This window comes from Polyangiaceae bacterium (assembly GCA_020633235.1).
In the GTDB taxonomy this organism is placed as follows: Bacteria; Myxococcota_A; Polyangia; order Polyangiales; family Polyangiaceae; genus JACKEA01.
The window spans coordinates 679,745-695,895 of record JACKEA010000003.1 but is presented as its reverse complement, the minus strand read 5'-3'; the positions used below and the strand labels follow the sequence as shown (position 1 = coordinate 695,895).

Annotated in this window: 16 protein-coding genes and 1 riboswitch; of the genes, 7 read left to right on the top strand and 9 right to left on the bottom strand. The window is 67.6% G+C overall.

Annotated elements, in window-relative coordinates; translation table 11 throughout:
- Nucleotides 1-80: 80 nt before the first annotated feature.
- Nucleotides 81-1,241, top strand: coding sequence for a prolipoprotein diacylglyceryl transferase (lgt, locus tag H6717_19950; protein MCB9579313.1), 1,161 nt, complete (start codon nucleotides 81-83; stop codon nucleotides 1,239-1,241).
- Nucleotides 1,242-1,273: 32 nt separating this feature from the next.
- On the opposite strand, the gene H6717_19945 is transcribed toward lgt, so the two are convergent.
- Genes H6717_19945 through H6717_19935 form a run of 3 tightly spaced genes read right to left on the bottom strand, consistent with a single transcriptional unit; the run spans nucleotide 1,274 to nucleotide 5,240 of the window.
- The gene (locus H6717_19945; GenBank protein ID MCB9579312.1) at nucleotides 1,274-2,125 is read right to left on the bottom strand and encodes an HDOD domain-containing protein; all 852 of its coding nucleotides are present in this window, start codon (nucleotides 2,123-2,125) and stop codon (nucleotides 1,274-1,276) included.
- On the bottom strand, nucleotides 2,122-3,162 hold the full coding sequence (locus H6717_19940) for a diguanylate cyclase (protein MCB9579311.1): 1,041 nt from the start codon (nucleotides 3,160-3,162) through the stop codon (nucleotides 2,122-2,124). The genes H6717_19945 and H6717_19940 overlap by 4 nt, the downstream gene beginning before the upstream one ends.
- 41 nt (nucleotides 3,163-3,203) lie before the next feature.
- Nucleotides 3,204-5,240 carry an HDOD domain-containing protein gene (locus H6717_19935; protein ID MCB9579310.1) on the bottom strand — a complete coding sequence of 679 codons (2,037 nt, stop codon included), beginning with the start codon at nucleotides 5,238-5,240 and terminating at the stop codon, nucleotides 3,204-3,206.
- An 82-nt stretch (nucleotides 5,241-5,322) separates the two neighbouring features.
- On the opposite strand from H6717_19935, the gene H6717_19930 reads away from it, so the two are divergent.
- Nucleotides 5,323-6,306, top strand: a complete 984-nt coding sequence (locus H6717_19930) for a hypothetical protein (GenBank protein MCB9579309.1) — start codon at nucleotides 5,323-5,325, stop codon at nucleotides 6,304-6,306.
- A 2-nt stretch (nucleotides 6,307-6,308) separates the two neighbouring features.
- Here the strand turns inward: H6717_19930 and H6717_19925 are convergent, their stop codons facing one another.
- Nucleotides 6,309-6,578, bottom strand: coding sequence for a hypothetical protein (locus H6717_19925; protein ID MCB9579308.1), 270 nt, complete (start codon nucleotides 6,576-6,578; stop codon nucleotides 6,309-6,311).
- A 115-nt stretch (nucleotides 6,579-6,693) separates the two neighbouring features.
- Here H6717_19925 and H6717_19920 point away from each other — a divergent pair, with 115 nt between their 5' ends.
- The 4 genes from H6717_19920 to H6717_19905 all read left to right on the top strand — a co-directional run bounded on the left by H6717_19920 (nucleotide 6,694) and on the right by H6717_19905 (nucleotide 9,533).
- Nucleotides 6,694-6,978 carry a helix-turn-helix transcriptional regulator gene (locus H6717_19920; GenBank protein ID MCB9579307.1) on the top strand — a complete coding sequence of 95 codons (285 nt, stop codon included), beginning with the start codon at nucleotides 6,694-6,696 and terminating at the stop codon, nucleotides 6,976-6,978.
- Nucleotides 6,975-8,003 (top strand): hypothetical protein, encoded by a 1,029-nt coding sequence (locus H6717_19915; GenBank protein MCB9579306.1) that lies wholly within the window; start codon nucleotides 6,975-6,977, stop codon nucleotides 8,001-8,003. Before H6717_19920 ends, H6717_19915 begins: the two co-directional genes overlap by 4 nt.
- Complete coding sequence (locus tag H6717_19910) at nucleotides 8,000-9,010, top strand: hypothetical protein (protein ID MCB9579305.1); 1,011 nt, start codon at nucleotides 8,000-8,002, stop codon at nucleotides 9,008-9,010. Before H6717_19915 ends, H6717_19910 begins: the two co-directional genes overlap by 4 nt.
- Before the next feature lie 82 nt (nucleotides 9,011-9,092).
- A complete protein-coding gene (locus H6717_19905) occupies nucleotides 9,093-9,533 on the top strand; it encodes a hypothetical protein (protein MCB9579304.1) in 441 nt (146 codons plus the stop codon).
- A 3-nt stretch (nucleotides 9,534-9,536) separates the two neighbouring features.
- Here the strand turns inward: H6717_19905 and H6717_19900 are convergent, their stop codons facing one another.
- The 5 genes from H6717_19900 to thiC all read right to left on the bottom strand — a co-directional run bounded on the left by H6717_19900 (nucleotide 9,537) and on the right by thiC (nucleotide 15,650).
- A complete protein-coding gene (locus tag H6717_19900) occupies nucleotides 9,537-11,402 on the bottom strand; it encodes an IgGFc-binding protein (protein MCB9579303.1) in 1,866 nt (621 codons plus the stop codon).
- Nucleotides 11,403-11,508: 106 nt separating this feature from the next.
- Complete coding sequence (locus tag H6717_19895; protein ID MCB9579302.1) at nucleotides 11,509-12,768, bottom strand: sel1 repeat family protein; 1,260 nt, start codon at nucleotides 12,766-12,768, stop codon at nucleotides 11,509-11,511.
- The gene (locus tag H6717_19890) at nucleotides 12,740-13,348 is read right to left on the bottom strand and encodes a hypothetical protein (protein ID MCB9579301.1); all 609 of its coding nucleotides are present in this window, start codon (nucleotides 13,346-13,348) and stop codon (nucleotides 12,740-12,742) included. Before H6717_19890 ends, H6717_19895 begins: the two co-directional genes overlap by 29 nt.
- 50 nt (nucleotides 13,349-13,398) lie before the next feature.
- The gene (locus tag H6717_19885) at nucleotides 13,399-13,761 is read right to left on the bottom strand and encodes a hypothetical protein (GenBank protein ID MCB9579300.1); all 363 of its coding nucleotides are present in this window, start codon (nucleotides 13,759-13,761) and stop codon (nucleotides 13,399-13,401) included.
- A gap of 116 nt (nucleotides 13,762-13,877) precedes the next feature.
- Nucleotides 13,878-15,650, bottom strand: a complete 1,773-nt coding sequence (gene thiC / locus H6717_19880) for a phosphomethylpyrimidine synthase ThiC (GenBank protein MCB9579299.1) — start codon at nucleotides 15,648-15,650, stop codon at nucleotides 13,878-13,880.
- Nucleotides 15,651-15,687: 37 nt separating this feature from the next.
- Nucleotides 15,688-15,779, bottom strand: a riboswitch (TPP riboswitch).
- A 155-nt stretch (nucleotides 15,780-15,934) separates the two neighbouring features.
- Here thiC and H6717_19875 point away from each other — a divergent pair.
- A complete protein-coding gene (locus tag H6717_19875) occupies nucleotides 15,935-16,150 on the top strand; it encodes a hypothetical protein (protein MCB9579298.1) in 216 nt (71 codons plus the stop codon).
- Nucleotide 16,151 lies beyond the last annotated feature (1 nt).

Here is a 16,151-nt window from a genome sequence, read left to right as displayed (position 1 = left end):
GGTCGACAGCTTGTGACCTCATCCAGGCAGTACTAGAAGGCGGCGACCCCGCCGTCGCGGGGCGCTACGCGGAGAGCTTCGTGCCGAAATTCACTTGGAACATCGATCCGATCCTGGTCCACATCGGGCCCCTCGCGATTCGCTACTACAGCCTGCTGTTCGTCTTCGTCTTCTTGGGCGGCTACTCGCTTCTGAAGTGGCAGATCGAACGCGGTGGAGGAGACGAAGAGGACGCCGGCGACTTCATCGTGTACGGCGTGCTCGGCGTGTTGGTCGGCTCGCGATTGGGTCACGTGCTCTTCTACGACCTGGACAAGGCCCTCAAGGATCCGCTCTGGGTCTTTCGCATCTGGGAAGGTGGCCTCGCCAGCCACGGCGCCGTGCTCGGGCTCATCTTCGCGATGTATCTGTTCACCAAGCGGCGCCACGTGCCCTTTTTGGAAGGTGCCGATCGTTTCTCGTTCTCTGCGGCCCTGGGCGCCACGCTGGTGCGCGTCGGCAACTTCTTCAATTCCGAGATCGTCGGTCGCGTCACCGACCAGAGCTGGGGCGTTCGCTTCCCTCGATACGACCGCGGCGTAGGTGAAGTTCCGTACCGCCATCCGAGCCAGCTCTACGAAGTGGCGCTCGGGCTGTTCGTGCTCTTGTGCCTGTGGCTGTTCGACAAGAAGCTCGGCAAGGAGAAGCGACCGCGGGGCGCGCTGATCTCGCTGTTCTTCGCGCTGTATTTCCCCGGCCGCTTCGTGGTCGAGTACTTCAAGGAGTATCAGACGCTGCCCACCTCGTCCGCCTTGACGATGGGCCAATACCTGAGCATTCCCGCGGCTTTGTTGGGCTTCTATGGCCTGTATTGGGCCTTCAAGCGCAAGCTCCCGGTGGGCTGGGTGCGTCCGGAGTACGACGACGAGGACTACGACGACGAGGACTACGACGACGAGGACGAGGACGACGACAACTACGATCCCGACGTCGAAGAGGAGTTCGCCAAGCCGGAGAAGGTCTCGAAGAAGTCCAAGAAGCCTGCGAAGAAGGCAAAGAAGGCGCCGCCGCCCGAAGACGACGAAGACGAAGACGAAGACGAAGAGGACGACGACGACGAGCCGCCGAAGAAGTCGAAGAAGGCAACGCCGTCCGAGGACGAAGACGACGAAGACGACGAGTCACCCGAGCCGCCGCCGGTGGAGAAGAAGTCGACCAAGAAGAAGAAGGTCGAGCCGGAGCCGGACGACGACGACGATTGACGGGGCTCGCGCCGGACCAACAAAGGAAGACGTCAGCTGCGGGCGCGGGCGCGCATGCTGCTGCGCTGGGCGTCGCGGTAGCCTTCGATCAGCGCTTGGGCGCTGACTTCGTCCACGCCCAAGAAGGCGAAGCGCTCGAGCTGCGGCGCGACCAGTGAGTCGACGAGGGTATCGGCGAGCATCACCAGGCGTACATGAGGAGAATCCTTGGAGCTGTCGTCGTGGTGCGCGGCGCAGGCGTCCACGATTTCCGGCGGCAGATGCCAGGCCATGGCCACTTCCGCGCCGGCGCGGCAGTGGTAGCGCTGCACCAGCTGGTGGAGCTCCTTCTTCTGCTCGGGCTTGATCTGTAATCCATCGAAAATACGATAGATTCGGGCTTCGCCGATGTCGTGCAAGAGGCCCGACATGTAGTCCAGCTCCTGGGGCAGGCCGAGCCGCGAGGAGACCACTCGGGCCGCAACGGCGCAGCGCACGCTGCGGTCGAAGGAGTCGCGGACCACCGCCTGGTACCGTTTCAGCCCCACGGTGGTGTTCGCGTATACGATCTGGAATAGCAAATCGCGCGTGCGCGCCAAGCCCAGGCGAACGATCGCGGCTTGGGTGGTGGAGGCGTTGAAGCCGCGCCAGTAGATGGCGCTGTTGGCCACGGACAAGAACCGCGCGGCGATGGGCGGATCCGTATCCACCAGCCGCGCCAACTCCTCCACGTTCGCACGTTGATCCGCGGCGAGCTTCAAAGCGCTCGCGGCCACGTGGGGCAACACTGGTAGTGCGGCGCGACCAGTGTCGAGACGACGTCGAAGCTCCTGCTCCAGCTCCGACATGGGCTCCAGCGGCATGGAGTCCACCACGGGCTCGATCTGGAGATAGGAATCGGTCATCGGGACCCCACTCCTGCCACGCTGATACGGTCGGGCATCTGCGACGGCTTGCTGCTGGTACGCGTCTCGAGCTCTGGAGCGTAGGCGACCACGCAGTTTCGACCTGTGCGCTTGGCGGCGTACAAGGCCACGTCCGCCTGCCGCAGCACGGTCTCGGCACTGCTCTCGTCGGCGCGTGGATCGAACACCGCGGTGCCCACGCTCACGGTCACGCGCTGGGGGAGCCCGGGTGTACCTTCCAGCTCTTCTACCGAGCGTCGCAGGCGCTCCGCGACCAATCGCGCCGATTCGGGCCCGGCCCCGGCCACCAGCGCCACGAACTCCTCGCCGCCGTAGCGCGCCACGATGTCTCCCGGGCGCAGGCTCGCGCGCAGCACCTCCGCGATGGCCTTCAGCACGTGATCGCCCGCCAGGTGGCCCCAGCGGTCGTTGATGCGCTTGAAGTGATCCGCGTCCACGAACAGCACGCCGAATTGCTGGCGCGCGCCCACCCGCCCGGAGGCGTTGGACTCCAAGGCGCGTCGGTTCATCAGACCGGTGAGCGGATCGATCTGGGCGTCCCGCTTGAGCACGTCACGTTCACTGCGCAGTCGCTGCAGTGTTTCGAGGTGACGCCGGTGTCGGAGCTGAACGCGCACGCGCGCCCTGAGCTCCGTTTCACGACCGATGTCACCGATGAAGTCGTCGGCACCTGCCAGGAGTCCGGCGGCGATCAGTTGCTCCGCGGTCTCCTCGAATGCCACCAGCACGACCTGTAGCTGCTGGCTCGGGTCGCTTGCCTTGAGCTCGCCGCACACTTCCATTCCGGTGATGTCGCGCTGCTCGACATCGAGCATCACGAGGTCCGGCTCGAACTCCGCTGCGAGGCGCAGCACCTCGTCCGAGTCGCGGGTGGCGAGGGTCTCGTAGCCCTCGCCGTCGAGGATCTCGGTCAGCTGCCGGTGGCGCTCGGCCCGCGGCGACACGAGCAGAATTCGAGGCGAGCCTTCGCAGATGGGCGGCGCGCTCGAGACTCGGGGTACGTCGCGGAAGTCCATTGCTCTCCTACAGAGCGGCAAATCGCGGAGATCTTTGAGCCCTACTGAATCGCCGAGGGCGGTCCGTCGCGGGCCCAGCGCTCGAACTCCTCCACGCTGCTGAACGTCGGATCAGCGCGAACGCCTGTGTCTTCTGGCGCGGGGAGGGTCACGGGAGCTTCCGGCTGGAAGGGATCCGGGAGATTTTCGGCGGGCGCCGCTGCTTCCACGGCGGGGAGCGGCAGCTGCTCCGGGACGCTCGCCTCTGGTTCCGGAGCGCGAACGGAGATCCCCGGAAGCGCCCAGGGCGTGCAGGGCATCCCCGCGGGGGTCGGCGAGCAGCGCTGGGTCGTGAGGCCGCGGGAATTGAACAGCGTGGCGCTCGGCGGCTCCGGCCGACGCGAACGCCGACGCGTTCCCCTTCGCGATCCGCGTCGGGGTTTGTCGCTCTTCGCCGGTGGCTCGGTGGTGATCGAGTGGGGGGCGACGACCTCGGCGACCTCCGCGACGGGGCTCTCCGGAGCTTCCTCGACCGCAGGCGGTGTCTTCAATCCTTCCGGCGCGCTGGACCACTGTAGATCCTTGGGGCCTTCGTCGACGACGAGCGGAGCTTCCGGTTGTACGGAGGGACCCGTCCACTGCAGATCCTTGGGCCCGTCGTCCACCGGGAGTGCTTCTTCCGAAGGGCCGGCGATCTGCGGGAGTGACATGAAGGTCAAACGCTGGCGTCGCTCGCGCAGGAAGCGGATCTTCTTGTAGGCGCGGTAGCCCGCGAAGCCCGCGATGCCGAACACCAACCACGCGAGGAGCGGGGCCGCCAAGATGCCCGTGGCCGAAGCGCCGCTGGCCCAGGCCACGATGGCCGTGACCGCCGCCAAGCTCAACGCACCAACGGTGACGCTGGTGCGAAGCTCGGGGCTGGTCTGCGTCTGCGCCTCGTCCTCCTGGTAGTCTTGCAGGCAGTCCACGCACCAACCGTTGGCCGACAGGTGCTCGGGGCACACGTTGCGATGGCAGGCCGGGCAGGTCGCTCCAAAGCTCGGCTTCTGGCACACGCCGCAGGGAATGTGCTTGGGCACCTCCACCGGGCGCACGCTCTCGCGCCGCGGCGCCAGGCTCTCCAGGGAGGCTCCGGAGTCGAAGGAATTGCGGTAAATTGTCCGCAAATCCGGCCACATGGCGGCCAATTGCGGCTCCGAGATGTCCAGGTACTGGGCTGCCTCGCCCTTGGCCATTTCCTCCAGCCGCGACTCGGGGTGAGGCCGCCCCATCATGCCCACCAGCTGATCCGCGAGGCGCACCACGTGGACCATCGCCGCCACCTGGGGGCTGTGCTGCATGGCGCGCGCCGGAGCGTGGTGGAAGGCGACCACCTTGGGCACGGGGTGGGGGATGTTCCACGCGGAGAGCACGTGCGCGCCGAGCACCGCGTGGTCGAAGCCGAGCAGCTTGCGCTCCGCCTTGTGCAGCTGGTCCGTTCCGGAGCCGGCTTCGTCCAAGAGCGCCGCGTAGCGATCACCCTCGGTGTCCAGCAGCATCAGCTTGCCGATGTCGTGCAAGAAGCCGCAGGTTGCGACCTCGTCTCGCGGCAGGCCGAAGTGCACCGCGAGGTACCGGCACATGGCACCGACGGCGGCGGCGTGCTTGGTCAGCGCCGCAGCTCGGGCGGAGGAGGTGGCGAACATGTCCAGCACTGCTGCCGTCGTGGCGACCTGGTTCAAGCGTGTGACACCGACCAGCGCTGCCGCGTGGCGCACCGACGTGCAGCGAGTGCGCAGGGCGTAGCCCGCGGAGTTCACCAGGCGGAGGAGGCGCGCCGAGAGCGCGGGGTCGCTCTCCAGCACGCGCACCACCTCGTGGGGGTGCGCCTTGTCGTTGCGGGTGAGCTCGTCGAGCCGCCGGGCCGCTTCCGGAAACGGCTTGGCACCGATGATGCGACCAGCCATCGCCGCCATGCTCTTGGCGGCGGCGGTCTCGGCAATTTCGCTGGAATCATCGCCGAACCACAGCTCCTCGTCGGGATCGAGGGGCGCCACGCTGCGCGGGCGGCTGGAAGCTGCCGGCTTGTCGGTGGCGCGTCTCTTGCTGCCTGTCGTCATGATGCCGTCGACCCAAAAGCAAGAACCGGGCTCAACACGAAACCACCGCGATTCGTGGCGAGTCGCTGCCCATACCCGGGTGGTGCGCGCCAAGCGGTTGACGCTGGAGGGGCGCCCTCGCGTCATCAGCTCGGCGCTCGTGCTCGCGCTGCTCTGCGTGGCCCTCGGCGTCGAGGCAAAGCCCGCTCCGCGCGTCACCGCGCGTTGGGTGCTGGAGAAGCCGCCGTCGAGCACTCAGGTGCAGAAAACGGTGGAGCAGCGGGGCGGCGAAAACCCCTGCAACACTGCGGATCCCGGCTTCGGTGCCTACCGCCCCTGGGAGCGCACGCCCTCCATGGGGCAGATGATCGTCCCCCGGCGTCTGAAGAAGGGCGCGCGCTTCGACGTGATGTTCCACTTCCACGGCCACGAGGCAGCGCGCAAGGAGTGGGTGAAGGTGATGGACGGCCCAGTGCTGGTGGGCATCGATCTCGGTCTCGGTTCGGGCCCCTACGAGGAGTCTTTCGCGTCTCCGGCGACCTTCGAGAAGCTGGTCGAGAGCGTGGAAGACGCCATGGCGGAGCACCTCGGGGTGAAGCAGGCCCGAGCGCGATTCATCGGACTTTCCGCTTGGAGCGCGGGGTACGGGGCCGTGGGGCGGATCCTGTCCCAGCCTCTCGGCCAGCGCCGGGTCGACACCGTGATCCTGCTCGATGGCCTGCATTCCGGCTACGCCCACGACGGCGGCACGCTCAACGAGCTGCAGTTGGCGCCGTTTGGCGAGTTCGCCGCTCGGGCCGCTCGCGGGCGGCGCCTGATGTTCGTGACGCACTCGTCGATCATCCCGCCGGGCTACGCGTCCACCACCGAGACGGCGAACTACCTCGTTGCCTGGGTGGGCGGTCATCCTCGCCCGAGCCGCCCGCGCCCGTCGGATCCCGTGGGCATGGACCTGATCTCCTGGTTCGTGCAGGGCTCGTTTCACGTGCGCGGCTACGCCGGCAACGACAAGATGGACCACTGCGCGCAGCTCACCCTGTATCAGGACATTCTCCGGGTTCACGTGCGGCGCCGCTGGGGTGTGTGAGCTCAGCGCCCGAGCTCGTCGACGACGCTCTGCTCCACATCCGCCGCGGTGCGGATCACCTTCAGATTGGCGACGGCCATGTACTTCGCGACGCGAAGATCCACCATGCTGCCGGCCAGGTCCGGGCCTGGGCTGCCGCCGGAGAGCTCCACTGAATCCCGAAGCGGCGCCTGGGCGATTTCCGCCGCCGCCGTGGCCATTTTGTTTTCCGCGGCGCGATACCCGGCAATGCCGGAGGTCAGGGCGGGCGGCACGGGAGCAATCGGGGCCATCACTTTGGGGAGCGGTCGGGCCGTGGGTTCCTTGAAAGGAAAAACGCACCGCATGGTGAATTCCGTTAGCTGCCATGCCACGGACCGTGGCGCCTCGCGTGGTATCCTGGCCGAGATGGCGAGGGTGGACGGGGCGTCCTTTCGGGTGGGGGACGAGGAGTTCGTATACCTTGCAGTCGCTAGCTCGCCGCCGCTGCTTCCGGAGCTGACCGCTGCCGAGTGTGAGGTGGTGGCGTTGGTCTGTCAGGGCAGGGCCAACAAGGAAATCGCGGCCCAACGGGGCACCAGCGTGAACACCGTAGGCAACCAGCTGGCGGCGATCTTCGGCAAGCTCGGGGTGGCCAGTCGTTTCGAGCTGGTGGAGCTGGCGACGCGACGAGCAGCGCTGGATCCGCCATGAGCTTCGATCCGGTCCACCTGATCGAGCGAGGCTACGAGCCGGTGGACAGCTCGGACGATTGGCTGGAGCGCCTCGCCCATGAGCTCATTCCCCACATCGACCCGAGCTGGGTCAGCGGCTCCGCCTACGTCGCTACCTTCCCGGGCCCGCCGGATCGGGTGGTGATCGTGTCTCGCGCGGGGTCTCCGGTGGATCCGGAGACGAACTTGCGCCTGGTGCGCGCGGCTCACCTCTCTGCGAAGCCCGACCAGATGCAGACCGTGTTTCGTGCGCTCAACACGCCGGGAGTCGCCAGCGTCGTGGACTTGATCGGCGAGCTCCCATCCGGAATCACCGAGACGGCTCCGCTCCCGGTGGAGGACTCGCTGGCCGTCTTCGTCAACAGCGGCGACGGCGAGATCGTGCTCTTCACCACCGTGAGTGAGAAGCGCGTGGTGCTGGACGATGGCGCGCGGCGTCTGTGGCAACGCGTTGCCGTGCACTTGGGGGCCGGGCGGCGCCTCTTGGGGCGCGCGCGCTCCACGGACGCCGCCGACGTGGAAGCGGTGCTCTCGCCGGGCGGTGAAGTGACCCACGCCACGGGCGAGGCGAAGGACGCGCGCGACGTGCTGAGGACGGCCGTGAAGGACATGGATCGAGCCCGAACGCGGGAAGGTCGTAAGGACCCGATGCACGCCCTCGAGCTCTGGCGCGGGCTCTTGGCGGGGCGCTGGACGCTCGTGGATCACTTCGACTCGGATGGTCGTCGCTTCGTGCTGGCGCGCAAGAACGATCCGAGCGTCCCCGAGCCCCGAGCGCTGTCCCCCCGCCAGCGGCAAGTGGTGTTCTACGCGTCGCTGGGGTGGTCCAACAAGGAGATCAGCTACGCCCTGGGCCTGTCGGAAAACACCGTGAGCGCGCACCTGGCGCAGAGCCTGAGCAAGCTGGGCATTGCTACCCGCGCCGAGCTCGTACGCATGGCCACGGAAGTGGCGCTGGCTGCCGCCATCCCGTTTCAGTCTTCGTCCGGAGAGTCGTCGTCATGACCTTCGATCCCATCCAGACCATCGAGTGTGGGTACGCGCCGGTGGAAAGCTCGGAGCAATGGCTGGAGCAGCTGGCTCACGAGATCATCCCACACGTGGATCCCGGCTGGGTGACGGGCGCCGCCTTCGTGGTCGCGATTCCAGGCCCTCCGGATCACTTCGTGCCGGTGATTCGTCCCGGATCTGCAGTGGACCCGGAGCTCAACCGGCGCATGCTGACGGCGGCCCACCTCACGAGCAAACCCGAGCAGATGCACGCCGTGCTTCAGGCAGCGCGGACGCCTGGCGTCTCCAGCGTCGTGGACGTGGTGGGAGAGCTGTCACCCGGTCTCGTCGAGACGTCGCCCATGCCCGTCGGGGATTCGCTGGCGGTCTTCGTCAACACCGGCAGCGAGGTCGTGCTCTTCGCCACCGTGAACGAACGACGCGTGCTGCTCAGTGACGCGACGAAGCGCCTGTGGCAGCGCGTTGCCGTGCACCTCGCGGCCGGGCGGCGCCTCCTGGGGCGCGCGCGCTCCACGGACGCCTCCGACGTGGAAGCGGTGCTCTCGCCGGGCGGTGAAGTGAGCCACGCGACGGGCGAGGCGCAGGACGCGCGGGAAGTGCTCCGCGCTGCCGTGAAGGACATGGATCGAGCCCGAACGCGGGAAGGTCGTAAGGACCCGATGCACGCCCTCGAGCTCTGGCGCGGGCTCTTGGCGGGGCGCTGGACGCTGGTGGATCACTTCGACTCCGATGGTCGTCGCTTCGTGCTCGCGCGCAAGAACGATCCGAGTGTCCCCGAGCCGCGAGCGCTGTCCCCCCGCCAGCGGCAGGTGGTGTTCTACGCGTCGCTGGGGTGGTCCAATAAGGAGATCAGCTACGCCCTGGGCCTGTCGGAAAACACCGTGAGCGCGCACCTGGCGCAGAGCCTGAGCAAGCTCGGCATTGCGACGCGCGCCGACCTCGTGCGCATGGCCACGGAAGTGGCGCTGGCCGCGGCGATCCCGATTCCGTCCCCAGGTTGAGGGGTGTTTCCGCGCTGGCCCGACAAAAGCCATCGGGTATCAAGCTTCGTGGAGGTTTGCCGTTCGAACCGAATGACAAGCCATGTTCGACACTTTCGAGCCCACCGAGCGCAGCAGCGGCGTCTTCCTGGCGCCTCGCGCCACTCTCCTCGCGGAGCTGGCGAGCCGCGCCCGCAAGATCGCGGGGCGGGCCGTGACCACGGTGGATCTGACGGGACCCGCGCCGCGATCGTCTCACCCGCTCTCGCCCTCGCTGACGGCGCTGGTGAACGACGCCGGCGAGCCGGCTCGCACGGAAAACCTCGCCATTCGTCGCGAGACCGGCGCTACCTGCGTGTGGGTGTTTCCGGCCAGCACGCCGGCCTGGACCGTGGGCGCGTTGATCGTGCTGGGCGAGGTCGAGCGCGACGCTCATCGCCAGCTGACGTCCTTGGCGACGGAACTCGCACTGCGGCTGGATGCGCAGGATCGCGAGAACAACCGTGAGGTGCTGGCGCGCCTGACGGCGCGCCGCGTGGCGTGACCGCTACTTGATCTCCGGCGGCTCGTAGATGCGCTCCACGTCGGCGCCGCCCGCGAAGGCGTAGGAGCCGGCGCTGCCGTAGCCGTAGGCGACGATGCCGAAGGGCTTGTCCCCGGACAGGTTGTGCACGCCTTGGGTGAGCGGGCAGCGGCGTGACTCGTAGCTGACGCCGTTCACGGTGCCGGACGGCGTGGTGGGGCACGCCGTCGCGCTGCCATCCAGGATCACGCTGGAGCCGACCTCTGCCGTGATCACCACGTAGTTCTTGGTCCAGCTCGGGGGCGTGAGGATCACGTATTGCGTGCGGTACTGCTCCACCGGCGGGAACACGGTGAGGGAGGGATCCCCGATGTAGTTGCCCTCCACGTACTGATTGCTGACCAGGATCTGACCCACCATGATGGGCTTGTCGGTGGTCACGGTGAAGTCGTCTTGCGCGTACGTGGTCTTGAGCTCACCGGGCGCCAGCGTGAAGTGATCGTATGGCGGTGCGAGGGTGGTGGTGACGTCGGCGGTCTCGGCCACGCCCAAGAAGCGGATCACGTCCGGCTCCTTGAAGCTGCCGGTGGAGCGCACGGGGCTCCGGGCGATGACGTAGTTGTTACCCAAGGACTCGGCCGGGAACATCTGCTCTTCCAGGTGATCGAGGCAGCAGGTGTCGCCGTCTTGCCAGCCGGGCGGCTTGGGCACGTCGAGACTGCCCGGTGCGCTGGTCGTCTCCACGCCGCTGAACACGGCGACGGGCGCGCTGGAGATCACGACGGAGCTGCTCAAGTCCGCGGGGTTCTGTTCGTTCAACGTGGCGTCGTCGGTCTCCAGATTCAGCACGTCGAAGGGGCCGATGGTGACGACGATGTCGCCGCCTGCGGGGGTGGCCGGGATGGGTGGGTTGCCCTTGATGCGGTAGCTCGGTCGTACGGTGACCTGAGTGTTCGGCTGGGTGCCCACCACGGTGACGTAGGAGCGATCGACCACATGCCCGATCCCGGGGAAATCGAACGGCACCGGGTGCCCCGCGCCCCAGCCGATGACCCGGTAGATCTTGCCCAGCGCATTGGTGGGCAACAGCAGCGAGGCGTCGTTCGAGTACGCATTGGTGAACACGTTGAACTGATAGACCACGATGGGCGCGGACGACGTGATGCGGTACGCGTTGGAGGACAGACACGTTCCCGGAGACAAGTAGTCGTTGGGCTTCACGCCGCAATCCAGCTCGCGCGTGGGCAGGGCGACGGTTTCCAAGCTGCCCGGGGCTACGCTCACCTGCTTGACCACCTGTGGCGTGGGCGTTTGACCCTGCGGCGCGGAGTTGAGCTCTATGGTCACGTTGGCCTGAGACTGACTGGCGTTGGACAGCACGATGCCCCAGGGCGCACTGGCGGGATCGTTTCCGCCGCCGTCTTGCTGATCCAGATCCACCGCCCAGAACTCGCAGCCCACGTTCGAGGGCTGATCTTCCGCAACCTGGCAGGCATCACTGCACTTGCCGTTGGAGCACACGACGCCGTTTGCAACATCGCAGGTTTCCACCAGCTCGTCCGTGTTGGAGCCGTCCGAGCTACAGCGATGCACCTCGTTGCCGACGCAGGACTTGGTTCCCGGCACGCATTCGGTGCAACCGACGGTGGGCGCACAAGCCTTGGGGCAATCGACGGGCGTGCCGGCCTTGCCGTTGTCACACGGCGTGTACTGGTTGCCCGCACAGAAGCCGCAGCTCAAGCCGCCGTCGTTGCCGGCAGTGCCGCCGCCACCACCGGTTCCGCTGCCGCCGCCCACGTTGTTGGTCTTGTCGCTGTTCGTCGCCGAGCAAGAGGCTGCGATGGCCAGCAAAAGTGGAAGGACGGAGATCCAACGAATAAGCCCGCGCATGGTGCGTGTCATACCACCGACCGGCGCGCGGCGGTCTTGGTGCATGACAAGTATCGGTGGAGCGCCGGTGTAAATTTCGTGTGCGCTTGCGAACTGTCGCAACGCGTCACGGCGACGGCGACTGCTGACAGGCGCGCGTGTCCCCCAGCTGGCACGCCTTCTCGAACATTTCGCGTGCGAGATCCTTTTGCTCTTGCGAGGTGTACGCGGCACCCAAGCGAAAGCACGCGTCGGCGTGATTCGCGTCGCAGGCGCGAATGAGGAGCGACAGCGCACGGTCCTCGTCCTTGTCGACGCCGTTTCCCGCCATCAAGAGCGCCGCGAGCCCGGTGCACGCCAGCCAATCGCGCTCTGCGCACGCGCGCTCGAAGGCCTCGGCGGCCGCCTTCGGATCCGCGGCGACGCCTTTGCCCTGCGCCAAGATGCTTCCGAGCAACGTGCAGCTCTCGGTCATGTTCTTGTCGCACGTGCGCCGAAGGAGCAGCACCGCCTCGGCGACGTCTTTCTTCGTGCCCTCGCCCTGATACAAGAGTGTTGCGAGGTACGCGCAGGCGGGGGCGTGATCGGCTGTGCAGCCGCGGCGCAGCAGCGTCACGGCGCGTGTCGGGTCCTTGCTGCCGGCTTCACCGCTGGCGAGCATCACGCCCAAGCTGGTGCAGGCCAGCACCAAGCCGCCGCTGCATGCCTTTTCGTAGAGCCGAGCGGCGCGCGCAGCGTCCTGGGGAACGCTTTCCGCCGTTTGGTACATCGTGGCCAGGTTGGCGCAGCCGGTGGGGTCGCCCAGATCGCAGCCACGTTGGTACAGCGCGACGGCACGTTCGTCGTTGGTGGGCCCCGCTTCTCCATAGCGCTCCATGTTGGCGAGGACCGAGCAGCTTGCGCCGTCCTTGCCCTCGCAGCCGCGCTCGAGGAGCTCGCGCGCTCGGCGTCGATCCGAGCCGGCCCCCGCCCGAAGCGCTGCACCGGCACCAGAGCACGCGGCGCTGCGCCCGAGATCGCAGGCGCGGGCTAGGGCGGCCACGGCTACGGCCATGTTCTTGGGCACGCTGGTGCCCTCGGCGTGGGCGGCGCCCAAGAGCTGGCAGGCGACGCCATCGCGGTGGTCACACAAGCTGCCGAGCTTTTCCGCGGCGCTCTTCGCGGCATCCGCGTTCGCGGCGCCCTTGTCCGCCAGCACCAAGAGGACGTAGCAGGCCGTCGGATCGTCCGCGTCGCAGCGCCGCTGGCACTCTTCCGTCGTGGGGCAAGCGCGCGCCGAGCTCGCCGTGGTCGGCGGTGGCGCCGCCGCGCAGCCGATGGACGCGAGCAACGGTAGCGTCAGGGCGATACGCATGCCGCTACGGACCGCAGTACGAAGGTGCCGCATTCAGCCACTCCGTGTCGTTGCAGGTGCCCACCACGGTGAAGCCGCTGCCCGTGTTGGGGCCCGAAGTGCAGGTGCAGCTGAGGGCGGGGTCGGGCGTGTCCGTCGGCACGCAGCTCACGCCGTAGCTGCCGGTGCAGCTTGCCTCGCAGCCGCCGCTCGAGCTGGCGCCCCCGCTGCAGTCCCCCGCCGAGCATTCACCGTAGGCATCCGATGCTCCGACGCACGCCGGGTCGAGCTCCGGCTGATTGTCCACGCACACCATCGGGTGCAGCTTGATGCAATCGAGGATGGCCTTGAACTCCGGAGAGCAGCCGTCTTTCGCGGCGCTGGCGGCGGACTCCGTGGCGTCCGCCACGCAGTGTTCGAGCTTGCACGGCAGCTGATCCACCTTGGCGCAGATCTCCTGGATCTCCGCCAGCGGAATGTCGTCGCCCCCGGTTCCCCCGCTCGCGCCGCCGCCGCCGCTGCCCCCCAACGCTCCGCCACCACCGCCGCTGCCGCCGCCGGTCGAAGAGCCGCCACACGCCGAAAGCGTGACGAACAAGAAAGCGATCACCCCCGAGCGCCCCAAGGTATTCATGCCTGCCTCCGCCTTCGGGCCATGCCACGAAACACGGGCTCGAGCCAGCGTCAGTGCGGGATCACGCATTTGCCGTTGGAGCACGCGGGCGTGTTCTCGGACCAGGCGGCGCACTTCACCTTGCCGCAGCTCCGGTCGCATTGGCTGCGGAACGTGTCGAGCTCGTTGTCGCGGGAAGCGACTGCGGCCTTCGCAGCCGCCATGCCGCAGGGCGCCACGCAGGGCAGCTCGATGCGCACGCAGTCCGCGTCGCTGGAGCAAGTGTCGTCGTCCGCCAGCGCTTGCGCGACGTCGTCCGAAAGCTCGTCGCAATCCACTTCCGCCTCGGGGGCTGCGGCGGGCTCGGGGGCGGGGCAGCTCGCCGTGTCGTCGGCGCAGCTGCCGTCCGGACAAGTGACGAACGGCTTCTCCATACCAGGCTCAGCATGGCAGCTCGCCATGTTGCCCCCCACGCAGCATGGGTACTCGGGCATCGGGCGCGGCTTCGTGGAGCACGCGCCCAATGCCAACGTCAGCACCAGCGCGTGCTTCACGGGGAAGCGACGGCGGGCTTCTTGCCGATCTGAACCAGCCGCTCTTCCTGGATGTGGCGCGCGGTGTCGTCGTCCACGTAGTCGCTGTGGCAGCTGGCCTTGTCGTGATCGCCGCCCACGGCGGCGCGCGTCTTGTTGGCCAGGCGATGGATCTCGTCCGGCGAGAGCACGCCGCGCTTCTCCAGCATGGCGCGCTGCTCGGGGGAGAGCGCCGCGCTCTTCAGCACTTTGTCCCGCTCGAAGCCCTCGGCTTTGCCGCTGGCAAACTCCACGATCTCCTTGGAGATGCGCACGGAGCACCAATCGTGACCGCACATGGCGCAAAAGTCCGTGTCCACGTCCAGGTCTTCGTCGTGCAGCGCGCGGGCGAAATCACTGTCGAACGCCAGGTCGAAGTGCTTCTCCCAGTTCAGCGCCGCGCGCGCCTTCGTCAGATCGTCGTCCCAATCTCGGGTGCCGGGAATGCCCAGGGCCACGTCCGCGGCGTGCGCCGCGATCTTGTAGGCGATGCAGCCTTGCTTCACGTCGTCGCGTTTGGGCAGACCCACGTGCTCCTTCGGCGTCACGTAGCAGAGCATGCTGGCCCCGTGATACGCCGCCGCCGTGGCGCCAATGCAGCTCGTGATGTGGTCGTAGCCCGGGAACACGTCCGTCACCAGCGGCCCCAGCACGTAGAACGGCGCGCCGTGACACAGCTGCCGCTCGAGCTTCATGTTGTATTCGATCTGATCGAAGGGCACGTGGCCGGGTCCTTCGATCATCACCTGCACGCCCTTTCGCCAGGCGCGCTCCGTGAGCTCGCCCAGGGTGGAGAGCTCCTCCAGCTGCGCCTGATCCGTGGCGTCTGCCAGACCGCCCGGGCGCAAGCCGTCCCCCAGAGAGAACGACACGTCGTACTCCCGCATCACGTCGCAGATGTCCTCGAACAGCGTGTACATGGGGTTTTCGGCGCCGTGGGTGAGCATCCACTTGGCGAGCAGCGAGCCGCCGCGGCTCACGATGCCGATCAGGCGCTTCTTCACCAACGGCAGGTGCGCGCGCAGGACTCCCGCGTGGATCGTGAAGTAGTCCACGCCCTGCTTCGCCTGGTGGCGCAGGGTTTCGAGGATCACTTCCTTGGTCAGCTCCTCGATCTTACGCCCAATGATCATCGAATAGATGGGCACGGTGCCGATGGGCACCTTGGACGCCTGGATGATGGCCTCGCGGCAGGCATCCAGATCGCCACCCGTGGAGAGATCCATCACCGTGTCCGCGCCCCAGCGCACGGACCAGCGCATCTTCTCGACCTCTTCGTCCGTGCCGCTGGACACGGGAGAGGCGCCCAGGTTCGCATTGATCTTGGTGCGGCTCGCGCGGCCGATGCACATGGCGTCCAGCTGGTAGCCGAGGTGCACGCGGTTGGCGGGAATGATCATGCGACCCGCCGCCACTTCGTCGCGCACCTGCTCGGGCGAGAGATGCGGCTCGCGCGCCGCCACGCGCTTCATCTGCGGTGTCACGATCCCGAGACGCGCGTGCTCGAGCTGCGTCACCGGGGTGAAGCCCTCGGGCGCCACCGCGAAGCCATCCGCGCCGCGGGTCCAGCCTTCGGGCAGGAAGTCCCACGCCGTCTTGTCGCTCGGCGCCGGCATGCCAGGCGTGTCGGGTGACGAGAACGCCAGCCGTCCGCCGACGTCTGCGGAAAGAGCGAAGGAGCCGGGCGTGGTGCCTTCTCCCATGGTGGAGGGGTTCTTCGCGCCGTGCTGCGGCAGGGTCCAAGCGGGCATCGATCTTTTCCTTCTTTTGCACTCGGAAGGAAGGACGCCGCGGGCAGCGTCGCTTCCCTCCGCCGGTATGAGCCGGATCAGGTTCCACGGGTTCGTCTCAGCGGCCAGGCCGCGCCCCGAGCGACGCGCGGAATCTAGACCCAAAGCTCAGGTGGGGAAAGGCCCCGCAGCATTTGCCCAGGTTTGTCGGGGCAGCGCGGAACCTCGAGCTTGCCCTGCGCGTCGGAGAGACGCCGTTGCACGCTGCAGGCACTCGCGGTCGCGCGCTCGGGACAGAGACGGGCATGGGCATGGCGACGGGCGTGGGCATGGAGACGGGCGTGGGCATGGCGACGGGCATGGGCATGGCGACGGCGACGGGCATGGGCATGGCGACGGGCATGGGCATGGCGACGGCGACGGGCATGGGCACGGCGACGGGCATGGGCATGGGCGACGGGCGGCACCAGCGAGATCCGGCGCACGTGATGGGGCGCCAGATGCTCGCTGATGCCGACTGAG

What these genes read in the sequence shown, in the direction of transcription:
- H6717_19900 (MCB9579303.1), bottom strand. Translation starts at nt 11,402, where the DNA reads ATGCGCGGGCTTATTCGTTGGATCTCCGTCCTTCCACTTTTGCTGGCC.
- H6717_19895 (MCB9579302.1), bottom strand. Translation starts at nt 12,768, where the DNA reads ATGCGGCACCTTCGTACTGCGGTCCGTAGCGGCATGCGTATCGCCCTG.
- H6717_19915 (MCB9579306.1), top strand. Translation starts at nt 6,975, where the DNA reads ATGAGCTTCGATCCGGTCCACCTGATCGAGCGAGGCTACGAGCCGGTG.
- thiC (MCB9579299.1), bottom strand. Translation starts at nt 15,650, where the DNA reads ATGCCCGCTTGGACCCTGCCGCAGCACGGCGCGAAGAACCCCTCCACC.
- H6717_19935 (MCB9579310.1), bottom strand. Translation starts at nt 5,240, where the DNA reads ATGACGACAGGCAGCAAGAGACGCGCCACCGACAAGCCGGCAGCTTCC.
- H6717_19910 (MCB9579305.1), top strand. Translation starts at nt 8,000, where the DNA reads ATGACCTTCGATCCCATCCAGACCATCGAGTGTGGGTACGCGCCGGTG.
- H6717_19940 (MCB9579311.1), bottom strand. Translation starts at nt 3,162, where the DNA reads ATGGACTTCCGCGACGTACCCCGAGTCTCGAGCGCGCCGCCCATCTGC.
- H6717_19885 (MCB9579300.1), bottom strand. Translation starts at nt 13,761, where the DNA reads ATGGAGAAGCCGTTCGTCACTTGTCCGGACGGCAGCTGCGCCGACGAC.
- H6717_19920 (MCB9579307.1), top strand. Translation starts at nt 6,694, where the DNA reads ATGGCGAGGGTGGACGGGGCGTCCTTTCGGGTGGGGGACGAGGAGTTC.
- H6717_19875 (MCB9579298.1), top strand. Translation starts at nt 15,935, where the DNA reads ATGGGCATGGCGACGGGCGTGGGCATGGAGACGGGCGTGGGCATGGCG.
- H6717_19905 (MCB9579304.1), top strand. Translation starts at nt 9,093, where the DNA reads ATGTTCGACACTTTCGAGCCCACCGAGCGCAGCAGCGGCGTCTTCCTG.
- H6717_19925 (MCB9579308.1), bottom strand. Translation starts at nt 6,578, where the DNA reads ATGGCCCCGATTGCTCCCGTGCCGCCCGCCCTGACCTCCGGCATTGCC.
- H6717_19890 (MCB9579301.1), bottom strand. Translation starts at nt 13,348, where the DNA reads ATGAATACCTTGGGGCGCTCGGGGGTGATCGCTTTCTTGTTCGTCACG.
- H6717_19945 (MCB9579312.1), bottom strand. Translation starts at nt 2,125, where the DNA reads ATGACCGATTCCTATCTCCAGATCGAGCCCGTGGTGGACTCCATGCCG.